Source organism: Bacillus cereus group sp. MG1 (assembly GCF_040460035.1).
In the GTDB taxonomy this organism is placed as follows: Bacteria; Bacillota; Bacilli; order Bacillales; family Bacillaceae_G; genus Bacillus_A; species Bacillus_A cereus.
Map to the genome: position 1 here is coordinate 4,770,781 of NZ_JARVGY010000001.1, position 20,797 is coordinate 4,791,577.

The following is a 20,797-nucleotide window of genomic DNA, read 5'->3' on the forward strand; positions in this document are numbered from 1 at the left end:
CCGAAATGGAGTTCGTTGAATAGACGTGCCAAATTGTGTGGCTTCTTTTCCAAATATAAATAAGAAAAGATAAAAAGTGCTTGTATAGAGGAAATGTTTAAAATTGAGAATAAAAATAACTAATATATAGGGGGTCTTCCTTTTTAAAGAATAAGACCTCCTATGCATTTATTTTGTAATTTAGATGATTTAAAAACTTTTCCTCCAAGATATGGATACCTACATACAAATTTCATATTACGGATATGATTCGATCAAACATAAAACTATTTAGAAAGGAAGAATAATATGGAATGCATAAAAATGACGAAATGGAGTTGGTATCATGTGAAAACTAGTGAGCTTGAAGAAATTTCTTCTATAATCCCCCGTGATGTAACATCTTATTTCCCTCAATTTGTAAAGAAAATAAGTTCTCCTTGTGAAAATGGATTATATGTTTATACGTTATCACCAAGTCAAACTTGTGTATATGGTTCGTTTTTATATGATCAAGATAAAAAGGACGCCAAAATTCAAAAATTTCTTCATTATTTCGTAGCTCATGGGATACTGATAACGGTCCAAGAAAAAGAGGAAGAAGATTTTCAAGAATTAATACATAAATTCCCTATAGGTATAAAAAATTGTAATAGTTCCGCTGAAGGACTATGTGCCATCTTATCGATATTTATATCTCACTATTTACGAAAGGTTGACTATTTTGAAAACAATTTCAGAAATGTGTTATGGGATTTTTATCATTATAATAACATAGCAGTTTTAGAAAGGATTTATCATATTCGTCATGAATTATTTATGAACACACATGTGTTTCGCTTAATACAAGAAGTGTTACAAGGCTTGGAGGAAGCTTGGTTAGAAAAACTAACAAACACCCTTTGTTATAAACAAACACACGTAAAATTAGAGCGTGGATTACAACTTGTTAAAGAGTACCAAGAAGAATTAGACACGATGATTCATTTGCAAGAAGTTGTTTCTTCTCATCGTGGGAATGAAATTATGAAAGCTCTTACTGTATTAACTGCTGTGAGTACGCCTTTGACAGCCTTAGGAGCATTATGGGGTATGAATTTTAAATACATGCCTGAACTAGAATGGAAATATAGCTATTTAATCGCTCTCTTATTTATTATTTTCACAACAGCGGGTATGTATATGTATATGCGATTCAAAGGATGGACAGGTGATTTATTACGAGTAAAGAAAAAGAAGTCTTTTTTTAAATCTAATTAGTCCTGTTTATAAAAAATATGATAGACATATAGTTAATAATATTTATTAATTGGGGTAGTGCCATATCCCTATCAAGTTAAAGTTTTGATGTCCCCGCAATGATAAAAATAAACTTGGTTTCCATAAAAAACATAATATTTTCATTTAAAGGCTATGAGGTGAAATGTCATCATCTTCATCACGTTTGACCTTCAAGAAATAAAAAGTTAAACTATTCTTGTACTCGAAGTACTATTATAGTACTGGAGAGATAATAACTTTACTATTTTGGTATGAGGTGAATAAATGATGAAAGATCGGATTGCCAAAACTGCTATTGCGCTTTTTCATGTAAGGGGAATAAAATTCACAATGAGTGATTTAGCTCGTGATCTAGGTGTAAGCAAAAGTACGCTTTACGAGCATTTTCCATCTAAGGACGAGCTTATTGGTTATGTAGTTGAGCAAATAAATGAAGAAGCCCAAATACGTTTTCGGGAAATTATCGATAATTCGAATTTGACCATACCGGAAAAATTAAAAGGGATTCTTTTAATTGTGCCTAAGGATTTTCAGCACAGCTTCGTACGTTTACTGATTGAACTGCGACGTTACCATCCAGAGCAGTGGGCAAAAATAGAACAAGGCATAAATGAAGAATGGGAGGTAATTACTGGGCTAGTTGAAGAGGGCATCAATAGCGGTGTTTTACGTTCAATGGACATTCCAGTGCTAATCCAAACACTCAAAACGTTAATGAAATCAATTTTTGAACAGGGGAGTATAGCCTCTAACCAAATTACTCTACAAGAGTCACTTGCAATGATGGCCGATATCATATTGCATGGAATCACAAGTAAGGATTAAATAGTACTTCTACATAAAAAATGAGTAGGGTCACAATAACCATACAGGTTAACGTAGCCTCGCTCATTTTTTATTTTTATCCCGCTTTAATGGGCAGTAAGATTCCTACCTCAAAATTCAGTGAAAGCAAAGAATTTAGGTGGGAGATCAACTGCCCATAAAAGTCCGATTGGTGAGGGCTGATTAAAGTTTCACTTTATGTCGATTTTACTTAAGGGTAATTATACTTTACAGTCTGGAAGATTTCGGTATAATATAAAATGAGTACCAAAAATAATTTTTCGGTACTGAAGGTACGAATTAAGGTAATCAGAGATGGAAACGAAAAGTTTGTAATTTTAAATTGTTTTTTCAATTTGGCTGGGATGTCCTTGAAGATAAAATACGGGTATAGGAGGAATGTAAATGGATTTTTTTGAGACTGTTATAATCATTGTGAATTTTAGTATTCTAGGCTGTATATTGTTTTTTAGTGAGAAAATAAAACAATGGTCTGTCTTCATTCTAACAGTTGCCTTTTGTGTGGTTGGTGTGCAGCTTATCGTAGAAGGGTATCGCTGGCAGATGATTCCTGCTTATTTGTCCCCATTTATTTTAACAAGCTGCTATCTATTTGCTGAATCAAAAAAGAACGTTAAAAGTTGTGGGGCATTCACAGTCAAGACATCGCTACTGGTCATTTATTTGACTATTGCGGTCATGCTTCCTTCCCTCATGCCGGTAGTTTTATTTGAAAAAACGAGCGGTCCCTTCAAGGTTGGTACTACACTTTATCATTGGATTGATTATAATCGAGAAGAACCTTATATGAAAGATTTGAACGGCCGGCGCGAGCTGATGGTTCAGGTTTGGTATCCTGCAAAAGAAAAAGGAGAGATGAATCGCGCACCTTATATCCATAACTCGGATGAGATTGCCAAGGGGTTGGAAAAATCATTGTCTATTCCAGCATTCGCGTTTCATCATCTAGGCTTGATGAAGTCGAATGCATTCATGGAAGCTCAATTGTCAGATTCAGAGGAACGTTATCCGGTCCTACTCTTTTCCCATGGTTTAAGCGGTTTTCGCAATCAAAACACGTTTGAGGTGGAGGAGTTGGCCAGCCAAGGTTACATCGTCGTAGGAATTGATCATACCTATGATGCTGCAGCTACCGTCTTTCCAGATGGCAGAACCGCTTTTGTACAGTCGATCAATTTAACTGATTTTGCCGAACGAGATTGCCATATCAAATTATGGAAGGAAGATGTTGTTTTTGTACTTAATCAAATAGAGAAGCTTAACCAAAGCGATAAAGATAATCGCTTTACAGGAAGAATGGATACATCCCGAATTGGAATGTTTGGACATTCTTATGGTGGAGCTACAGCTGCGCAAGTGTTAGTGGAAGACTCCCGTGTCAAAGCAGCCATCAATATGGATGGTACATTATATGGGGAAAATGTTCCGAAATCTAGAGTTGGAAAACCGTTTTTGATTATGAATGCAGAGACTAGTGATGATTCCACGGAAGATTTTTTAGAGGGAAAAGTTCGTAGTGACCATGCACTTGCAGGTGGTGGCATGTCAATGGTTATTCCCCATACCAATCATACGAGTTTCACTGATTTTCATTTGTTCTCTCCTTTGTTACGAAGCTTAGATGAAGATCCAAGATACGTTCACCGTATTATAAACGAATTCAGTCTCGCTTTTTTTGATCGATATGTGAAACAGGTAGACGATAGCTCTGCGCTTGAAAAATTGGACTCCAAATACCCAGAAGTGAAATTTAAAGTGAATTGATGACAATGTCTTTTAATATATTTGCTAACAGTTGGGTATATATTTTAATCATCAAGAAAGATTGCCCTCTGTAGCATACAGAGGGCAATCTTTTTTAAATTAATATAAAGGAGTTTTTTTATGTTTAATAGATTGAAGTATTTTCTTTTATCCGAGAAAGAAATAGTTGAAACTGTGAAGAATTACAAGGAGGAAAAAATACATGTTTTCATAATAAAAGATTTTTTAGGGGAGTTAATCTTAATAAGAACTCTTATATTTTTAATGTTTGTTCCAATATCAACTTTTATTTTTTCAGTTGTAATTTTTGGAGCTGTTTTCTTTTTATCCGGTATTAAGATTACCATTTGGGGCATTGCTATAATGTTATTGGTTCCAATAACATTACTTTTCTATATGAATATAACTAATACATCAATTATTATTACTGATTTAGTGAAGAAATTTTTATTAACCATAAAATATCTAAATCCATTTTACTCAATATTAAATAAACCTTGGTTATTTATTTTTGAATTATTATTTGGTTTTTTATATGTCTTCGTGCTATCTTTGTTTTCTATTTGGATAGTATTACATTCATTAGAAATAGGTTTCTCTGAATTTAGTTCGGAGGACAATCGAAGTTTCCAATTTTCAATTATTATTTTGCATACAGCAATTTATTTGTTTATAAGAGTTCATGGCCAGCCTTGTAAGACAACTAAGCAAAAAATTAAAAAACTGAAAATGAAATTTTATTTATGGTTTTGTTCTATGATTGCAAGTATTGTATATATATTTGAATCACTCTTTAATTATATGAATGGAATTCAAGCAATTTATTTTATATTTGTTTTAATGATTGCTTTAGAAAGAACAGTGACACATTATAAGAAATTTATAGATTTTTTAGAATCTGAAAATTTGTATGAAAAATAATTTTAGAGAGAAAAGTCATTTGAAATATAAAAAGTTATACCTACTAAGTACTGAACGAGTAAAAAAACGCTATTCTTTCTCTAGAATCATAGGAAAGGATAGCGTTTTTTATGTCTATTTTTGTATCTGATGAACTACAACTATTTGCTCAAGAAATTCAATGTTATTTATCCCCGAACATCTTAAGAAATCTTGCCAGAGAGTCTGGTTTCGTGCAACGAACCTGTAAATTCCAAACAAAAAGTTTACTCAATTTATGAGTATGTATGGAAAAAGAAAGAGATTCAATAATGCTTTATTTAATATTAATTTATACAGAAATACATATTAAACAATATGTAATAATACATTTTATGATGATTTATTAAAATAAAATGTTATATTTTTGGGTGGAATATATAAATGGAGGAAATGTTATGAACAAGAATTTAAAATTTACTCAAATGATGATCGGTATTAGTACGATGGCATTATCATTTGGAAGTATTCAAACACAGGTATCCGCAGAAGAAAAAGCACCCTATAATACGTTACAGATGAAACCGATTGGGACAGAAACTTTAAAAGATGAAATTGCACATGCTACAAAAGCGGATGGAACTTTAACTTTTGAAGAGCGTTTAAAAGTAGGCGATTTTTCACAACGACCTACTTCGGTGATGAAACATGATGAAAGGCAATTAAAGCAAAGCTATACTCTGGCAGAATTGAATAAAATGCCTGATAGTCAATTCATTGATACGCTATCAAGAGTTTCATGGAATCAAATTACAGACTTATTTCAATTCAATCAAGATACGAAAGCTTTTTATCAAAATAAAGAACGTATGAACGTTATCATTGATGAATTAGGACAAAGAGGGACATCTTTTACGAAAGAGGATTCAAAGGGAATTGAAACTTTTGTTGAAGTATTACGTTCTGCTTTTTATGTGGGATATTTTAATAATGAAGTAGGTTACTTAAAAGAGAGAAGCTTCCATGACAAATGTTTACCATCATTAAAAGCAATTGCAAAAAATCCAAACTTTACATTAGGTACAGCTGAGCAAGATAGAGTAGTAGTTGCGTATGGAAAGTTAATTAGTAATGCTTCTAGTGATGCTGAAACAGTACAGTATGCAGCAAATATTTTAAAACAGTTTAATGATAACCTTTCTATGTATGCTAAAAATTATACGAAAGAACAAGCTGTATATGAAATTGTAAAAGGTATTGATTATGATCTACAGTCTTATTTGCAGGAAACGAATAAAAAACCTAATGCAACAATGTGGTATGGAAAAATTGATAATTTTATAAATGAGATTAGTAGAATTGCTCTCATACGGAATTTAACAACTGAGAATAGTTGGCTAATTAATAATGGGATTTATTATGCAGGACGTTTAGGGAAATTTCATAGCAATCCAAATAAAGGATTGGAAGTTATTACACAAGCGATGAATATGTATCCTCGCCTAAGTGGACCTTATTTTATAGCGGTAGAGCAAATCAAAACAAACTACGGTGGAAAAGATTATGATGGAAATACAGTAGATTTACAGAAAATACGTGAAGAAGGGAAGTTACAATACTTACCTAAAACATATACATTTGATGATGGATCTATTGTTTTTAAGACAGGCGATAAAGTAACAGAAGAGAAAATTAAAAGGTTATATTGGGCAGCCAAAGAAGTAAAGGCACAATATCACCGTGTAATTGGAAATGATAAAGCACTAGAACCAGGTAACGCAGATGATGTGCTGACAATTGTAATTTATAATAATCCAGATGATTATCAATTAAATAGACAATTATATGGATATGAAACGAACAACGGCGGTATTTATATTGAAGAGAAGGGTACTTTCTTTACATATGAGCGTACACCAAAACAGAGTATTTATAGTCTAGAAGAGTTATTCCGTCACGAATTCACTCATTATTTACAAGGAAGATACGAGGTTCCTGGTTTATTTGGGAGTGGAGAACTATATCAAAATGAACGCTTAACTTGGTTCCAAGAAGGGAATGCAGAATTCTTTGCAGGATCTACACGTACAAATAATGTTGTTCCACGTAAAAGTATTATAAGTGGCTTATCATCTGATCCGGCAAGCCGTTATACTGCAAAGCAAACTTTGTTCGCAAAATATGGATCATGGGATTTTTATAATTATTCCTTTGCACTACAGTCTTATCTATATAATCACCACTTTGAAACCTTTGATAAGATTCAGGATTTAATCCGTGCAAACGATGTGAAAAATTATGACGCGTATCGTGAAGCATTAAGTAAAGATGCACAGCTGAATACAGAATATCAAACGTATATGCAGCAGTTGATTGATAATCAAGATAAATACAATGTACCACAAGTAACAAATGATTACTTAATACAACATGCACCTAAGCCGTTAGCTGAAGTGAAGAAAGAAATTGTCGATGTAACTAATATAAAAGATGCAAAAATCACAAAACATGAGTCTCAATTTTTTAACACATTTACTGTAGAAGGCAAGTACATAGGTAGTACATCAAAAGGTGAGTCTGAAGACTGGAAAACAATGAGTAAACAAGTCAATCAAACCTTGGAGCAGTTGTCTCAAACAGGATGGAGCGGCTATAAAACAGTTACAGCCTATTTTGTTAACTATCGTGTGAATGCAGCCAATCAATTTGAATATGATATTGTTTTCCATGGTGTTGCAACAGAGGAAAAAGAAAAAACAACGACTATAGTAAATATGAATGGACCATATAGCGGGATAGTAAATGAAGGAATTCAATTCCATAGTGATGGTACAGAAAGTGAAAATGGAAAAATTATTTCTTATCTATGGAACTTTGGAGATGGTACAACAAGTACTGAAGCCAACCCTACCCATGTATATGGGGAAAAAGGAACATATACTGTGGAACTAACTGTGAAAGATAGTAGAGGAAAAGAAAGTAAAGAACAAACAAAAGTTACTGTAAAACAAGATCCGCAAACAGGTGAATCCCTTGAAGAGGAAAAGGTACTCCCATTTAATAAGCTTGTAAAAGGAAATCTGATTGCTCCTGATCAAACAGATGTTTATACGTTTGATGTTACAGTTCCAAAAGAAGTAGATATTTCTGTGGTAAATGAACAAAACATTGGGATGACATGGGTACTTTATCATGAATCAGACATGCAAAATTACGTAGTTTGTGGTGAAGATGAAGGAAATGCTATAAAGGGAAAATTCGTAGCGAAACCAGGGAAATATTATTTGAATGTGTATAAATTTGATGATAACACTGGTGAATATTCATTATTAATAAAATAAATTTATTTTCCATATGTATATAACGGTTGTTTTTTAGGAGGAGTCTGTCACGATAGGCTTCTCCTAATTTTTACTCTAAAATAAGTTAATAAATTAGGTAATTATCTCTAAAAATAAATCATTATAAACCTAAAATATTCAATTAAAAAATAGAAGAGAGGGAGCTTGCGTCTTAATAAAACTAATATTAGGAGTTATGTCACATTTCGATTAAATAAAATATCGTAAAATCCTCAGAATAAATTTTTTTGCATGTTCATTCATTTAGGGTAATTCTCAACTCTTAAGCAGATGTATGTGGGGGACCGATTCATATACATCTGCTTAAATAATTAGATATTTTATTTATTAAGTTAAGCGAAATTTTATTCGTATATGAGGAAGGCGCATTTAATTCTTTTTTCGAATGTTATTCATGTTAATCGTATTCCATCGAATGCGCTTGTTACCAAGTGATGTACATAGGAATCATCCAACTTATCACCGGTTACTAGCAACCGATAAAAAATTGGTCCGTAAATGAGATCGATGGATAATTCAATATCAAGGTTTTCTTTCAATTCTCCTCTTTGAATTCCCCTCTCTAGAAGTTGCTTTGCTTGCAGTCGACGGGGCGGAAACATCGAGTACGATATTCTTCCGCCAGTTTTAAGTCAACGTTTGATTTTCTCTTTGCAACCAGAAGTGCGTAGTCGCTTAAATGGATTATTCATGTCTATTTTCTTTTTGGGTGGTGCTGTTGGACCCTTTGTCGGAGGATGGGCATACGTTTGAGGTGGATGGAGTGTAGCATTGTGGATCGGAATCGCTTGAATGCGTATTCATTGATATGTCTGAGTTTTATAGATTATTTGCGGTTATTTTGAAGTTTTTACATCACAACCAGATTTTTTGTCTCTATCGCTAAAAGAGGGCAAAACTCACCATATAAAATGTGTCCGAATTCCATTTAGACTATGAAAAAAGAGAGCTTGCGCTAGACAACAAGCCCTCTAAAAAATAACGTAATTGAGATATCTATATATTAACAGTTATTTTCTAACGATTCCATATGTCTTATGTTGAGAAATAAATTATAAGTGGCTTGATAAAGCTAAAATGAATGATTGACATAATATTTTGACGATAATATAATAAATCTCGAATTCAAGGTAATTTGTAAAGGATTGGTAATTGTGAGCGTGATTAACGATGAGAGCTTATCTTTAAAGTTAATTGTTATATTATCAAGGGAATTACAGCCAATCACTAAACGTATTGAAAAGGATCTAAAAATTTATGGACTTAATGCAACTGAATTTGCAGTGCTTGAGCTACTATACAGTAAAGCTGATCAGCCTATAAAAAAATTGGGGACAAAATATTACTTGCAAGTTTTTGTATCACGTATGTAGTGGATAGGTTGGAAAAGAAGAGGTGAAACCATGTCCTAAAGACCGCCGTGTCACGTATGCATCAATTATTTCAGAAAGTATTGAATTGGTGACACTAATTTTTCCTCAGCATAAAGAGGGGATTCGGCAAATATTTGGTAGTTTGGACTATATTGAGAAAAAATGATAAGTAAACAGTTGAAAAAGTTAGGATATTACGCACAGAAAGTGTAAGTTTTTAGATGTTATTTCTGTTTAGTAATATCCTAATTAAATATAAATTAAATAAATAGGAGGGAAAATTAATAAATAGTAGTAAATGTATTGTAGTACAAAATAAAGAAATTATGTAATTGCAATTGATATAGTAGGAAAGATAGTTGTTATGCATAACGTATACATATTGTCCTTTTCATTATAAATCTTTCATAAAGCGGAGAGTGGGAGTGGGTATCAAGAATGGAATTACGTCATTTAGAGTACTTTATTCAAGTTTGTAATAATAATAGTTTTACTAAAGCTGCGGAAGTTCTAGGTATTTCACAGCCGACTTTAAGTCAACAAATCCGTGTGTTAGAAGGTGAACTTGATACACCTTTGTTTCATCGAGTTGGAAGAGGTATCAAAATGACAGAAGCGGGTAAGCTGCTATTTGATAAAGGAAAATTTATCATGCAACAATTTGATGACGTTTATAATGAAATTTTTGAATTAAAGGGTGTAAAAAGAGGTGTAATTACTATAGGAGGTTTATTAGAGGATCTCACTTATTTAACACCTTATATTATGAAGTTTCAACAACATTATCCCAACATCGTTGTAAAAATTATAGAATCCGAAGTTGCTGTAAATCAAATCGTTGATAAAAATATTGATATAGGCATCACGCGTAGTGCTCAAATTCCAGACACATTAACAAGTACCCTTTTGTATAGCGAAGAGCTTGTCCTTGTCATTCCCAAAAACCATCCTTTGAATGAAACATCATTTGTTTCTTTTAGAGAATTAGTAGGGCTCAGTAGAATAATGGTTTCATGTAGTTGTCGTGAAACTATTAAAATATATTGTGAGAGTTTAGGGCTATCTTTATCTGAAGTAAATATAGAAACAAAATCTTCCATTTCTCTATTGAGCCTTGTATGCAATGGACATGGGGTTGCTATAATACCTCTTTCACTAGTTGACTTTGTTAATAATGATACTTTGAGCATAGTTCGTATTATTGATCCAACACCAAGGCAAGATATTAATCTTATTCACTTTGATGATAAATTTTTAAGTTTTGCAGCACGTATCTTTATGCAGAAGTTACATGATCCTGAAAAAGTATTAGTATAATAGAAATAATAATGATTATAGTGTGAGAATTAAAAATGATACATAATCCTTGGGGTAAGAGCTAAATTACAGTCAAAGGGCATTGACTTTATATGTGTGGTGTGATCGATTCAAATGGGAATATCATTGACTTTTACTTAAGGAAAAAAGGGCAGACTTTGCAAGGGGAGAAGGCTGTTAAAAATAAGTCAAGTTAATTAATTAACTCATCGGTTTTATCACATAGTAATAGATTCCATTAGGGAGATACTGCTATTTCTTTTTACATATCCTTATTGCATAAAGAAAACCACCGGCATTATGAAGTGACCCCTGTCAAGTAGACAGTATTCAAAAAACACAACTAAGCAACCTGAGTTCTATATTTATATGGACTCAGGTTATTTAGTTTCTTTTGGAACCTTTGGTGATTATAAAAGTGTATATATTTGCGCACAGCAAACTTAACCTCATCAGCTGTGCGGAAAGAGTATAAATGAAAACACTCTGACTTAAAGTGACTGAAGAAGCTTTCTATACAAGCATTGTCCCAACAGTTTCCCTTTCTGGACATACTAGCCTTCATCTGATATTTTTTGAGTAGTTGATTATATTGACGAGATGTGTACTGGAACCCCTGATCACTATGCAGGAGAATCCCTTTCACGTTTCGTTTTTTTCTTGCTTTTTTAAGTGTGTCTAGTACTAGTTTTAGGTCATTTCTACGGCTAATTTCATAGGCAACAATTTCATTGTTGTATAGGTCTTTAATAGCGGATAAGTACAATCTCTGTCCATTGAAAATCAAATAGGTAATATCTGTTACCCATTTTTCGTTTGGTTTGGAAGCTTGAAAATCCCTGTTCAGATGGTTATCTGAAATCACATAAGCTTCTTTCTTCCCGTAATAAGGTCGTTTTCTCCTAATAATAGCTTTGATACCTAGTTCACCCATCAACCTTTGTATACGTTTGTGATTAAAATGAAGGTTATAAGTGGCTTTCAGCCAAACTTGTACTCTCCTGTATCCATAAATCCCTTTAAGTTTTTTATGACACTCCAATATCTTCTTTTTTATTTCGGTATCTTCCAATTGTTTTTCAGAAGGCGTCAACTGTCGCTTAATCCATTTGTAGTACCCACCTCTAGTTACTCCAGCGATATCACATAGAATGGTAACTGCATAACCTTTTTCTGATAGCCCTTTGATGGCTTCAAACTTCCTCGTTTTTGGTACAGATTCCACTCCTCCTTTTACATCCCTAAGAGCTTTTTTAACATTGCATTCTCCGCTTCTAATCGTTTCATTTTAGCTTCTGGATCTTCTGGATTGTTTTTTGGTCTACCTATACCTGGACCTTTCGTTTTACCACGTTTTTCTTCTAGTCCTTTGATACCTTCAGCTTCAAAGTGTTTCACCCAACGTCTTACTACCGAGTGATCAATTCCTAATTCTTTAGCAACCGTTTTGTATCCCATTCCTTCTTTCAAGTATAAATTTACTGCTTTTTTCTTAAATTCTATATCATAAGTTACTCTAATTTTGCCCATAGAAAAATCCCCTCCATAGTAAACAGATTAATGTGCTTTCTTTTTACTGTCTACTATAAGGGGATCATATCATTATACCGGTGGTTTTGATTTAGAAAGCAAAGCAAGTACAACCAATACCCCATTTAGTTCCATCTTTTCCTATTACGGTATGAGTGTGTTGATGGAGAGGGTTACTGCAACTATGTAACTTGTTATCATGGGCATCGTGAGAAAGTATAGTGTTGGCTAGGTTAGCACCGCCATAACCATAAACGCCCGTCGGTGACCAGTCAGGTGATGCTGGCGGCAATTCAGGTGATAAATTTTTAAATTCATCATTTCCATACACAACCTGTCCGCCCATAATTGTGAGTAATGATTCAAGGTTCTTGATTTCTTCTTCTGGCACAGTAAAGTAGTCAGCAGACAATACAGCAAGATCAGCAAACTGACCTACTGCAAGGGTTCCTTTTTTACCTTCATCACCAGAGAACCACGCACTTCCTTTTGAATATAATTCCAGGGCTACTTTTCTATCCAGTTTATTTTTTTCATCGTATATCGAAAGTCCACCAATGGTTTTTCCGGCAACCATCCAATAAAGAGCGACCCAAGGGTTATAGCTGGAAACTCTAGTTGCATCACTACCGGCGCCAACAGGTATACCAAGGTCTAACATACGATAAATCGGAGGAGTACGCTTTGCAGCTTCCTTTCCGTATAAATCAACAAAGTATTCACCTTGAAAAGCCATGCGGTCTTGGATGGCAATACCTCCATTTAAAGCCTTAACACGTTCCATGCTACGATCTGAGATTGTTTCTGCATGATCAAACCACCATCGTAGACCATTAAAAGGAATTTCACTGTTAACTTCCTCGAATACATTTAAGAAACGTGTGATTGACTCATCATAAGTTGCATGTAAACGGAAGGGCCAACGGTTTTCCACCAATAGAGAAATTACTTTCTTTAAGTCAGCTTCCATCATCGTAGCTAGTTCAGGCCGTGGCATTTGAAATTTTTCAAAATCGGCTGCTGAGAATACTAACATCTCTCCGGCACCATTCATTTTATACTTATCAGTTCCTTGACCTGGAGAAACAATTTTTGCCCATGAAGCAAAGTCTTCATATTCATGATTTGGATTTTGCGTAAATAGATTATAAGCAATACGCAAAGTTAATTGTTCCTTCTCGGCTAAATGTTCAACAACTTTGTAATCATCAGGATAATTTTGGAATCCACCACCTGCGTCAATAGCACTTGTAATACCTAATCTATTTAATTCGCGCATAAAATGGCGAGTTGAATTAATCTGGTCGTCAAAATTAAGTGCTGGTGCTTTACCCAAACTTGAATAAAGAATAGAAGCGTTAGGATTCGCAATTAAAAGGCCCGTTGGATTACCTCGTTTGTCCCGCTCAATTAAGCAGCCTGGAGGGTCTGGTGTATCTTTTGTATATCCCAGTGCATGCAGCCCAGCACGATTTACAAGTGCTCTATCGTAAAGATGTAGCACAAAGACAGGAGTGTCTTCAGAAACGGCATTAATTTCTTCCAAAGTTGGCAACCGTCTCTCTTTAAATTGAAATTCAGACCAACCTCCAACTACCCTTACCCACTGAGGAGCAGGTGTACGCCTTGCCTGTTCTTTGAGCATTTCTAGAGCAATAAAAAGTGATGGCACGCCTTCCCAACGTAATTCCATATTATAATGCAGACCACCACGAATAACGTGTATATGAGAGTCATTCAGGCCTGGAATAGCTCTCTTTCTTTTAAGGTCTATTTTTTTTGTTTTTTCCGTGGCACTATTAAGAAGCTCATCTCCACCTACTGCAGTGACTAAACCATCAGTTATGGCGATAGCAGATACCTCAGGCTGAGAAGGGTCAAGGGTAGTAATTTTTCCGTTATATAAGATCATATCCGGTAAATTCATGTTCACACCTCGTCTACTTTCTATTATTTTGTAACCATGGATGAAATAATTTACCGAAAATCGGCATGACTACCCATGATAGCAAGGACACTATACATACTGAAACAAAAAAGGCCGACATAATAGGATTCATATGTTTTATAATAGGTCCTATCACTTTAGGAACTAACATGCTAAGAGGCCATACACCCAAAAGGGTAACGATAGACATTTTCCATTTTGGCGGTGGAACTGGCGTTTTCGGAGTAACAAACCAATAAGCCAAACTACTTTCAGTTTTGTAACTCGGATTAGTAACTTGAAATTGTTCTGCCGTTTTTAACAAATCCCGGCGAATGTCTGATTCTTGCCAAGCACGTAGATGCTCATACGTATCAAAGCGAAAAATAACAGTATACTCTCTCGATTCGTTATTTGGGACTATTAGATTTACACCTAAATGCCCTGGGAATTTAGTAGCGGCAGCTTCGATTTCATGTCTCCATGTTTCAAACTGTTTTTCTTTACCTTGTTGAATTTCCCATGTAACAATCGTTGTTACTGGATCAGCAGCATCCATCGTGTTCCCTGTATAAGTCTCTTCGACAGCTACTCCTTCTTGTTTCATATTTTCCTGCTTGGAAGCGCGCCGTGCACCATAGTATATGCGTATTCTACTCCTTGACCATAAGCGCCAGTGTGCTCCTTTACAATTTCCATTACAGCATCATAAGTGTCTTTGTGTGCCCAGTCACGTTGGTATTCAAGTAAAACTTGAATTGCTGTCACTGGAATTGCACCAGCTTGTTCTACACGACGCATAGCAGCGTTATGTGCTGTCAGACTAGTACCACCTGAAGCATCATCAACTGCATACACTTCATAGCCAGCTTTCATTGCTTCAAGCACAGGGAATGCAAGGCAAACTTCAGTCCAAAGTGCTGCAAATATTAATTTCTTTCTACCTGTTGCTTTAACTGCTTCAACAAATTTTGGATCTTCCCAAGAGTTCATTGAACTGCGTTCTATAATTTCATGGTTTGGGAATATGTCAAGAATTTGTGGCCAAAAATAACCAGAAAAGCTGCGTGTCTCAACTGTAGTAAGAATAGTAGGTACGTTAAAAGTTTTTGCTGATTTAGCAAGCAACATAACGTTATTAATCAATGTTTGTCTATCAATACTTGCAACTCCAAAAGTCATTTGGGGTTGAAAATCAATCAAAATTAATGCACTGTTCTCCGGATTTAACAATTCTAACTTACTCATAATAAAACGCTCCTTTTTTAATTGTTTATCGAAAATAATATATTTTCTGTCAATTAAAACACTGCTATACTTTTTAATGTAAAATTTAGTGCTGATTTAATCAGCACTAAATTTATACTATCTACTTTAAAAAGTGATTTAAAGCTATTTCCTTGGAATACACTTATACATTTTGCTTACTAAGATCTCGTTGAGCTCCCCTATAGCTTCCAATTATATTTTGATAGCCTGGAAGATTGCTAGCAAGCAAATTGCCAAAACCTTCGACATCGTTGCGCCAATCGCGTTGTAATTCGCAAGCTACGCTAAACCAGTTCATAAGTTGTACGCCATTATGTGCCATACGCGTATTGGCAGCATCTGCAACTTGTTTACTGAAAGTTCCTGAAGCATCAGTAACAGCAAATACTTCATATCCAGCTTTTATAGCGGAAAGTGCTGGGAAAGCAACACAAACGTCCGTAACTACGCCCGCGATGATAAGTTGTTTTTTTCCAGTTTCTTCGATTGCTTTTACAAAATCATCATTATCCCATGCGTTAATTTGTCCAGGTCGAGCTATTTTTGGTGCATGAGGAAAGAGATCAACCAATTCTTGCATTAAAGGTCCATTAGGCCCGTTTTCGAAACTTGTTGTTAAAATAACTGGTAAATCAAAAAACTTAGCAGTATGAGCAAGGGCTAAAACATTGTTCTTGAATTCATCAACACCATAGTCACGTACTAGTCCGGACATAAGACCAGTTTGATGATCTACTAAAAGCACGAGAGCATCATCTTTGTTAATACGAGAATAGAGATCAGTCATTATGTATTCCTCCTAAAAATTAAGTAATCAAAGAAAGTTTAAATAGTCGAATACTATCATAAGTTTCTTCGTTTATAACTAAGCTGACCAATAATATTGGTTATAGCAGCATTCACGGAACATGAAGCGCTATACAAATTTATAGTATTTGAAAACTGATTCGTTAATCAATTCTAAATTATCTATAGTTTGTATAGGTGGTAACTATAGTTATTTTCACTATAAAATGAATTGGTTTTACCTATACATTCTATAGATAGAACGATATTGATAGTCACCTACTTTTGTTATTACAATTGAATAGGAGAAATGTTCAGCAAATACTTCGTGATGAAAAAAGTATGAGATGGGGAAGCGTTCCATAAACAGAAAATGAATTCATCGGAACAATAGAGTTTCATACTTAGCGTTCACAATATAAATGTGCATAAATAGGTTATGAGATTCATCCGGATTATTGAAGAAAAGGATATATATTAAAGGAGGTAGGAAAATGGCAAAAATTACTGTAGGAACCGAAAATCAAGCACCAATTGAGATATATTATGAGGATCATGGCATAGGAAAACCAGTTGTACTCATTCATGGTTGGCCGTTAAGTGGTCAATCTTGGGAATATCAAGTTCCCGCTCTTGTTGAGGCTGGATACAGAGTTATAACATATGATCGTCGAGGTTTTGGAAAATCATCTCAGCCGTGGGAAGGGTATGAATATGATACCTTTACTTCTGATTTACATCAATTATTAGAACATTTAGAGCTTCAAAATGTCACACTTGTTGGTTTTTCTATGGGTGGAGGCGAAGTAGCCCGGTATATTAGTACGTATGGAACAGATCGTATTGAAAAGGCTGTTTTTGCTGGAGCAGTTCCTCCATATTTATACAAATCAGAGGATCATCCTGAAGGGGCATTAGATGATGCAACAATTGAAGCGTTCAAAAGTGGTGTGATTAATGACCGCCTTGCATTTCTTGATGAATTTACTAAGGGATTTTTCGCAGCTGGTAATCGAACAGATTTAGTTAGTGAGCCATTCAGTTTATATAATTGGGATATTGCAGCCAGTGCATCACCTAAAGGAACACTTGATTGTATTACCGCCTTTAGTAAGACAGATTTTAGAAAAGACTTGGAGAAGTTTAATATACCTACTCTTATTATTCACGGTGATTCTGATGCAACTGTACCATTTGAATATAGTGGGAAATTAACACATGAAGCAATTCCTAATTCTAAAGTAACGTTAATAAAGGGTGGTCCACATGAGCTAAATGCAACGCATGCCAAAGAATTTAATGAAGCACTCCTATTATTTTTAAATGACTGATTACAACTATATAATTGTTAATTGATAAATTATAAACAAGTAAAAAATAAAGCTTTATAAAAGATGCTCTTGGATAAATCTAGGAGCATCTTTTTAAATGGTGATATTGAGATGTTAGGTTGATAAATCTCCATTAATTTTGGATTGAATACTCTTCTTAACAGCTAAAATATATTGATTAGAGTTTTTTAGATTTCTTAGAAGTATTGTTATATTACTATCAAGATAATATTTTGAATAATTCTCAAAACAAAGAAATATACATTTTTTGAGGAAGAAATATCTTGTCAGAAAACAATGAAATCTTATTAATTTTTATAATTGGTAGAATTTTTGTGGAAATAATTCTCTTAATATATTAAAATAACATCGTATTATGTCAGATTTTAATTAGGGGAGAGAAATTTTATGTTGAAAAAAATCATTCCAGTTGCTTTAGCATTAAGTACAGTTACTTTTACTAGTGTATTTGCTATGCCTTCAGCCCAAGCAAGTACAGAATCAAACCGCTACATAGATGTACAAATGCTCGGTATTAACGATTTTCATGGGCAACTAGACACTGTAAAAAAAATTAACAATAAAGATGCAGGGGGAATTGAGTACTTAGGGGCTTATTTACGTGATCGTGAAAAACAAAATCCGAATACATTAAAGGTACATGCTGGAGATGTTGTTGGAGCAAGTACTCCTGTTTCAGCATTATTACAAGACGAACCTACGATTGAATTTCTAAATGATTTGAAATTCGATGTTGGAACGATAGGGAATCATGAATTTGATGAAGGTGTTGAAGAAATGAACCGCCTTATTTATGGTGGATACCATGAGAAAACAGGGAATTTTAAAGGAGCAAAATTCCCATATGTTGCTGCAAATTTCTATAATAAATCCACCGGTCGTTTATTTTTACCACCATTCACTATAAAAAAGGTACAAGGAGTTCCTGTTGGATTTATCGGAGTCGTAACAACGGATGTTCCTAACCTTGTTATGCCTACTATGCTAAAGAATGTAGAAATTACAGATGAAGTTGAAGCTATTAACAAATCCGTAAAGCAATTAAAAAAACTAGGCGTTAAATCTATCGTTGTTCTTGCACATAACGGAGGTATAACAGATGGGAACGGCGTAACAAATGGTGATATCGTCCGATTAGCAAATGAGACTGATCCAGAAGTCGATGTTATTTTTGGTGGCCATAGCCACACTTATGTAAATGGAACTGTTAATAATAAACTTGTCGTACAAGCAAATTCATATGGTATGGCTTTTGCTGATGTTGATGTAAAGATTGATCGTAAAACACAAGATATTGTTGAGAAAAAAGCAGAAATTGTTACAACTTATCATGAAGGCATAGAGCCTGATAAAAAAATAAAGAAGAAGATGGAGAAATATCAAGCAAAAATCGCACCTCTTGTTAATGAAGTTGTAGGTAAGTCTATTGCGCCACTAGATCGCAAACTCAATACGGCTGGTGAATCTACTCTTGGAAATTTAGTTGCTGATGCCCAGCGTACAACAATGCAATCCCAAATTGCACTTATGAATCCTGGTGGTATTCGTAATGACTTAGATGCTGGTGATATTACATGGGGAGAGATATATGGTATTCAACCATTCGGAAATCAATTAATAAAAGTAAATTTAACAGGTCAAGACATTCGTGATATTTTAAATCAACAATGGCAAAAAGACATAACAAGAATGCTTCAAATTTCAGGGATCCAATACACTTGGGATGCGAACAAGCCCAATGGAGAAAAAGTAACAAGTATTCGCTTAACAAATGGAGAAGAAATCATTCCTTCTAAAACTTACAGCGTCGTTGCTAACGCATTTTTAGCTTCAGGTGGAGATGGATTTGTATCTTTTAAAAACGGTAAAGATGCTGAAACAGGACCAACTGATTTTGAAGCATTAGTAGATTATATAAAAAAATCAAAAGAACCAATTCAGTCTGTTATTGATGGAAGAATTCAAAAAATAAATTAGGTTTTTGTTAATCTTAAAAACAAATAGATTACCTGTGCACTATACTTTTTCGTGTGCAGGTAATCTATTTGTTTGCGTTTTCGGGCACAGACGCTACTTCAATCCTATCAATATAGAAACAATTTCGAATGTAAGGAATTTGTAAGGAAAAAGAGATTTTCAATTATATGTACATTTATTTAATAAAGTAGCGTATCTCATTGAAGATAGTTTGTTAAAACGCTCATTGTTACAAGTTACTTACATGATTAAATATAAACCAGTATTAAACAAAGAAGTACAAAAAGAATTCCCAGAGTTGTATACTCAATACATTAAGCAGACAAATAAAAAATCTATGTTGTTAGAAATTGATGAAGCTAAAGAAAAAGGGGAGGGAAAGGGTTCCCATAAAAATACTAGAAGAAATTAGGTTACTTATGCATAAATAGCATAAGTAGGCACATGTTATTTATAAATATATTGGAAGTGCAATTATCAATATTTAAAGATACGAAAGTAATACAAATGAAATTCTTATTTCTACTACTACAAGTACTATTGAGCAAATGAAGTATGAAATTGCTTTTGAACTAGGAGTAACACTGTGACTTGATACATCATCATCTACAAATGGTTCGGATCGGTGGAGAGATTACAAAACGCTTAGTTCGAATGGTTGAAAAACAGTTAACAGGTCAATACAGATTACACTAAGAAAATAATCCGTATATATACGGATTATTTTTCCTTTAATTTACAAAAAAATAAAATTTGAAATCGAAAAAACTCCTCAGATTCCTTTGTAATAAACTTTTTTAGTCATGTTAATGGAATAGGTATCGAAAGGTGTTAAATTAGATATGGAAGATATATGAGCCCTTAAAAGGGTTTTGGTGTTATTCGCAATTTTAATTCCATAATTACTTAAGCCGATATAATAAAATGTTCTATGTCTAAATCGATATAAAATAATAATCATTAAGTGATATTTCTTTTTTATAGAATAAGTAAAAACTGATATTGTAGTAATTACTGTTTTGAGGTCAATTTACTGTGCACCTTAATTATTGAAGTTTTTTTGTTGATTAACAACTATTGTATTTGGAAATTAATAATAAGTTTATCCCGCTATTTGCCGGGCAGTAAGACCTCCACCTCAAAATTCAGCCGAAG

At 33.9% G+C, this 20,797-nt stretch carries 14 protein-coding genes and 6 pseudogenes; 13 read left to right on the top strand and 7 right to left on the bottom strand.

The genetic code is table 11. The features are described from left to right. The first annotated feature begins 288 nt into the window (after positions 1-288). From QCI79_RS24895 to colA, 6 genes and pseudogenes are all read left to right on the top strand, one after another. Positions 289-1,239: a magnesium transporter CorA family protein gene (locus tag QCI79_RS24895; protein WP_000388913.1), complete on the top strand. Its 951-nt coding sequence runs from the start codon at positions 289-291 to the stop codon at positions 1,237-1,239. A gap of 285 nt (positions 1,240-1,524) precedes the next feature. Continuing rightward, complete coding sequence (locus tag QCI79_RS24900) at positions 1,525-2,085, top strand: TetR/AcrR family transcriptional regulator (RefSeq protein ID WP_000974054.1); 561 nt, start codon at positions 1,525-1,527, stop codon at positions 2,083-2,085. A gap of 405 nt (positions 2,086-2,490) precedes the next feature. After that, positions 2,491-3,870 carry an alpha/beta hydrolase family protein gene (locus QCI79_RS24905; RefSeq protein ID WP_000345275.1) on the top strand — a complete coding sequence of 460 codons (1,380 nt, stop codon included), beginning with the start codon at positions 2,491-2,493 and terminating at the stop codon, positions 3,868-3,870. 120 nt (positions 3,871-3,990) lie between these two features. Next, positions 3,991-4,791 carry a hypothetical protein gene (locus tag QCI79_RS24910; protein ID WP_000483298.1) on the top strand — a complete coding sequence of 267 codons (801 nt, stop codon included), beginning with the start codon at positions 3,991-3,993 and terminating at the stop codon, positions 4,789-4,791. A 110-nt stretch (positions 4,792-4,901) separates the two neighbouring features. Next, positions 4,902-5,048: pseudogene (locus tag QCI79_RS24915) on the top strand (IS4 family transposase); the annotation flags it as partial. Between the two features lie 159 nt (positions 5,049-5,207). After that, positions 5,208-8,090 carry a collagenase ColA gene (gene colA, locus QCI79_RS24920; RefSeq protein ID WP_001038982.1) on the top strand — a complete coding sequence of 961 codons (2,883 nt, stop codon included), beginning with the start codon at positions 5,208-5,210 and terminating at the stop codon, positions 8,088-8,090. Between the two features lie 413 nt (positions 8,091-8,503). Here the strand turns inward: colA and QCI79_RS24925 are convergent. Beyond that, a pseudogene (locus tag QCI79_RS24925) lies at positions 8,504-8,745 on the bottom strand (TetR-like C-terminal domain-containing protein); the annotation flags it as partial. Here QCI79_RS24925 and QCI79_RS24930 point away from each other — a divergent pair. The 3 genes and pseudogenes from QCI79_RS24930 to QCI79_RS24940 form a co-directional block, all read left to right on the top strand. Next, positions 8,736-8,864 (top strand): annotated as a pseudogene (locus QCI79_RS24930) (MFS transporter); the annotation flags it as partial. The pseudogenes QCI79_RS24925 and QCI79_RS24930 sit on opposite strands and share 10 nt — an antisense overlap. 401 nt (positions 8,865-9,265) lie before the next feature. Next, a pseudogene (locus QCI79_RS24935) lies at positions 9,266-9,697 on the top strand (MarR family winged helix-turn-helix transcriptional regulator). Between the two features lie 225 nt (positions 9,698-9,922). After that, positions 9,923-10,801: a LysR family transcriptional regulator gene (locus QCI79_RS24940; RefSeq protein ID WP_000423200.1), complete on the top strand. Its 879-nt coding sequence runs from the start codon at positions 9,923-9,925 to the stop codon at positions 10,799-10,801. A gap of 343 nt (positions 10,802-11,144) precedes the next feature. On the opposite strand, the gene QCI79_RS24945 is transcribed toward QCI79_RS24940, so the two are convergent. The 6 genes from QCI79_RS24945 to ycaC all read right to left on the bottom strand — a co-directional run bounded on the left by QCI79_RS24945 (position 11,145) and on the right by ycaC (position 16,314). Beyond that, positions 11,145-12,026, bottom strand: coding sequence for an IS3 family transposase (locus tag QCI79_RS24945; protein WP_000446736.1), 882 nt, complete (start codon positions 12,024-12,026; stop codon positions 11,145-11,147). An 8-nt stretch (positions 12,027-12,034) separates the two neighbouring features. Next, positions 12,035-12,331 (bottom strand): transposase, encoded by a 297-nt coding sequence (locus QCI79_RS24950; protein WP_000516529.1) that lies wholly within the window; start codon positions 12,329-12,331, stop codon positions 12,035-12,037. Between the two features lie 91 nt (positions 12,332-12,422). Next, positions 12,423-14,258: an amidohydrolase gene (locus QCI79_RS24955; RefSeq protein WP_001052852.1), complete on the bottom strand. Its 1,836-nt coding sequence runs from the start codon at positions 14,256-14,258 to the stop codon at positions 12,423-12,425. Positions 14,259-14,271: 13 nt separating this feature from the next. Then, the gene (locus tag QCI79_RS24960; protein WP_000806851.1) at positions 14,272-14,865 is read right to left on the bottom strand and encodes an antibiotic biosynthesis monooxygenase; all 594 of its coding nucleotides are present in this window, start codon (positions 14,863-14,865) and stop codon (positions 14,272-14,274) included. Continuing rightward, positions 14,862-15,506: a hydrolase gene (locus QCI79_RS24965; protein ID WP_000039941.1), complete on the bottom strand. Its 645-nt coding sequence runs from the start codon at positions 15,504-15,506 to the stop codon at positions 14,862-14,864. The genes QCI79_RS24960 and QCI79_RS24965 overlap by 4 nt, the downstream gene beginning before the upstream one ends. A gap of 163 nt (positions 15,507-15,669) precedes the next feature. After that, a complete protein-coding gene (gene ycaC / locus QCI79_RS24970) occupies positions 15,670-16,314 on the bottom strand; it encodes an isochorismate family cysteine hydrolase YcaC (protein WP_000131206.1) in 645 nt (214 codons plus the stop codon). A gap of 493 nt (positions 16,315-16,807) precedes the next feature. On the opposite strand from ycaC, the gene QCI79_RS24975 reads away from it, so the two are divergent. The 4 genes and pseudogenes from QCI79_RS24975 (at position 16,808) to QCI79_RS24990 (ending at position 20,338) form a co-directional block, all read left to right on the top strand. Next, the gene (locus QCI79_RS24975; RefSeq protein ID WP_021727512.1) at positions 16,808-17,644 is read left to right on the top strand and encodes a bromoperoxidase; all 837 of its coding nucleotides are present in this window, start codon (positions 16,808-16,810) and stop codon (positions 17,642-17,644) included. Between the two features lie 408 nt (positions 17,645-18,052). Next, complete coding sequence (locus tag QCI79_RS24980) at positions 18,053-19,642, top strand: bifunctional metallophosphatase/5'-nucleotidase (protein WP_000913792.1); 1,590 nt, start codon at positions 18,053-18,055, stop codon at positions 19,640-19,642. Between the two features lie 166 nt (positions 19,643-19,808). Then, a pseudogene (locus QCI79_RS24985) lies at positions 19,809-20,012 on the top strand (nucleotide excision repair endonuclease); the annotation flags it as partial. A 142-nt stretch (positions 20,013-20,154) separates the two neighbouring features. After that, positions 20,155-20,338, top strand: a pseudogene (locus QCI79_RS24990) (alpha/beta-type small acid-soluble spore protein). Positions 20,339-20,797 lie beyond the last annotated feature (459 nt).

Excerpts from the sequence above, each read along its gene's own strand:
- QCI79_RS24955 (WP_001052852.1), bottom strand. The coding sequence starts at position 14,258 with ATGAATTTACCGGATATGATCTTATATAACGGAAAAATTACTACCCTT.
- ycaC (WP_000131206.1), bottom strand. The coding sequence starts at position 16,314 with ATGACTGATCTCTATTCTCGTATTAACAAAGATGATGCTCTCGTGCTT.
- QCI79_RS24965 (WP_000039941.1), bottom strand. The coding sequence starts at position 15,506 with ATGAGTAAGTTAGAATTGTTAAATCCGGAGAACAGTGCATTAATTTTG.
- QCI79_RS24980 (WP_000913792.1), top strand. The coding sequence starts at position 18,053 with ATGTTGAAAAAAATCATTCCAGTTGCTTTAGCATTAAGTACAGTTACT.
- QCI79_RS24950 (WP_000516529.1), bottom strand. The coding sequence starts at position 12,331 with ATGGGCAAAATTAGAGTAACTTATGATATAGAATTTAAGAAAAAAGCA.
- colA (WP_001038982.1), top strand. The coding sequence starts at position 5,208 with ATGAACAAGAATTTAAAATTTACTCAAATGATGATCGGTATTAGTACG.
- QCI79_RS24960 (WP_000806851.1), bottom strand. The coding sequence starts at position 14,865 with ATGAAACAAGAAGGAGTAGCTGTCGAAGAGACTTATACAGGGAACACG.
- QCI79_RS24905 (WP_000345275.1), top strand. The coding sequence starts at position 2,491 with ATGGATTTTTTTGAGACTGTTATAATCATTGTGAATTTTAGTATTCTA.
- QCI79_RS24900 (WP_000974054.1), top strand. The coding sequence starts at position 1,525 with ATGATGAAAGATCGGATTGCCAAAACTGCTATTGCGCTTTTTCATGTA.
- QCI79_RS24940 (WP_000423200.1), top strand. The coding sequence starts at position 9,923 with ATGGAATTACGTCATTTAGAGTACTTTATTCAAGTTTGTAATAATAAT.
- QCI79_RS24975 (WP_021727512.1), top strand. The coding sequence starts at position 16,808 with ATGGCAAAAATTACTGTAGGAACCGAAAATCAAGCACCAATTGAGATA.
- QCI79_RS24895 (WP_000388913.1), top strand. The coding sequence starts at position 289 with ATGGAATGCATAAAAATGACGAAATGGAGTTGGTATCATGTGAAAACT.
- QCI79_RS24910 (WP_000483298.1), top strand. The coding sequence starts at position 3,991 with ATGTTTAATAGATTGAAGTATTTTCTTTTATCCGAGAAAGAAATAGTT.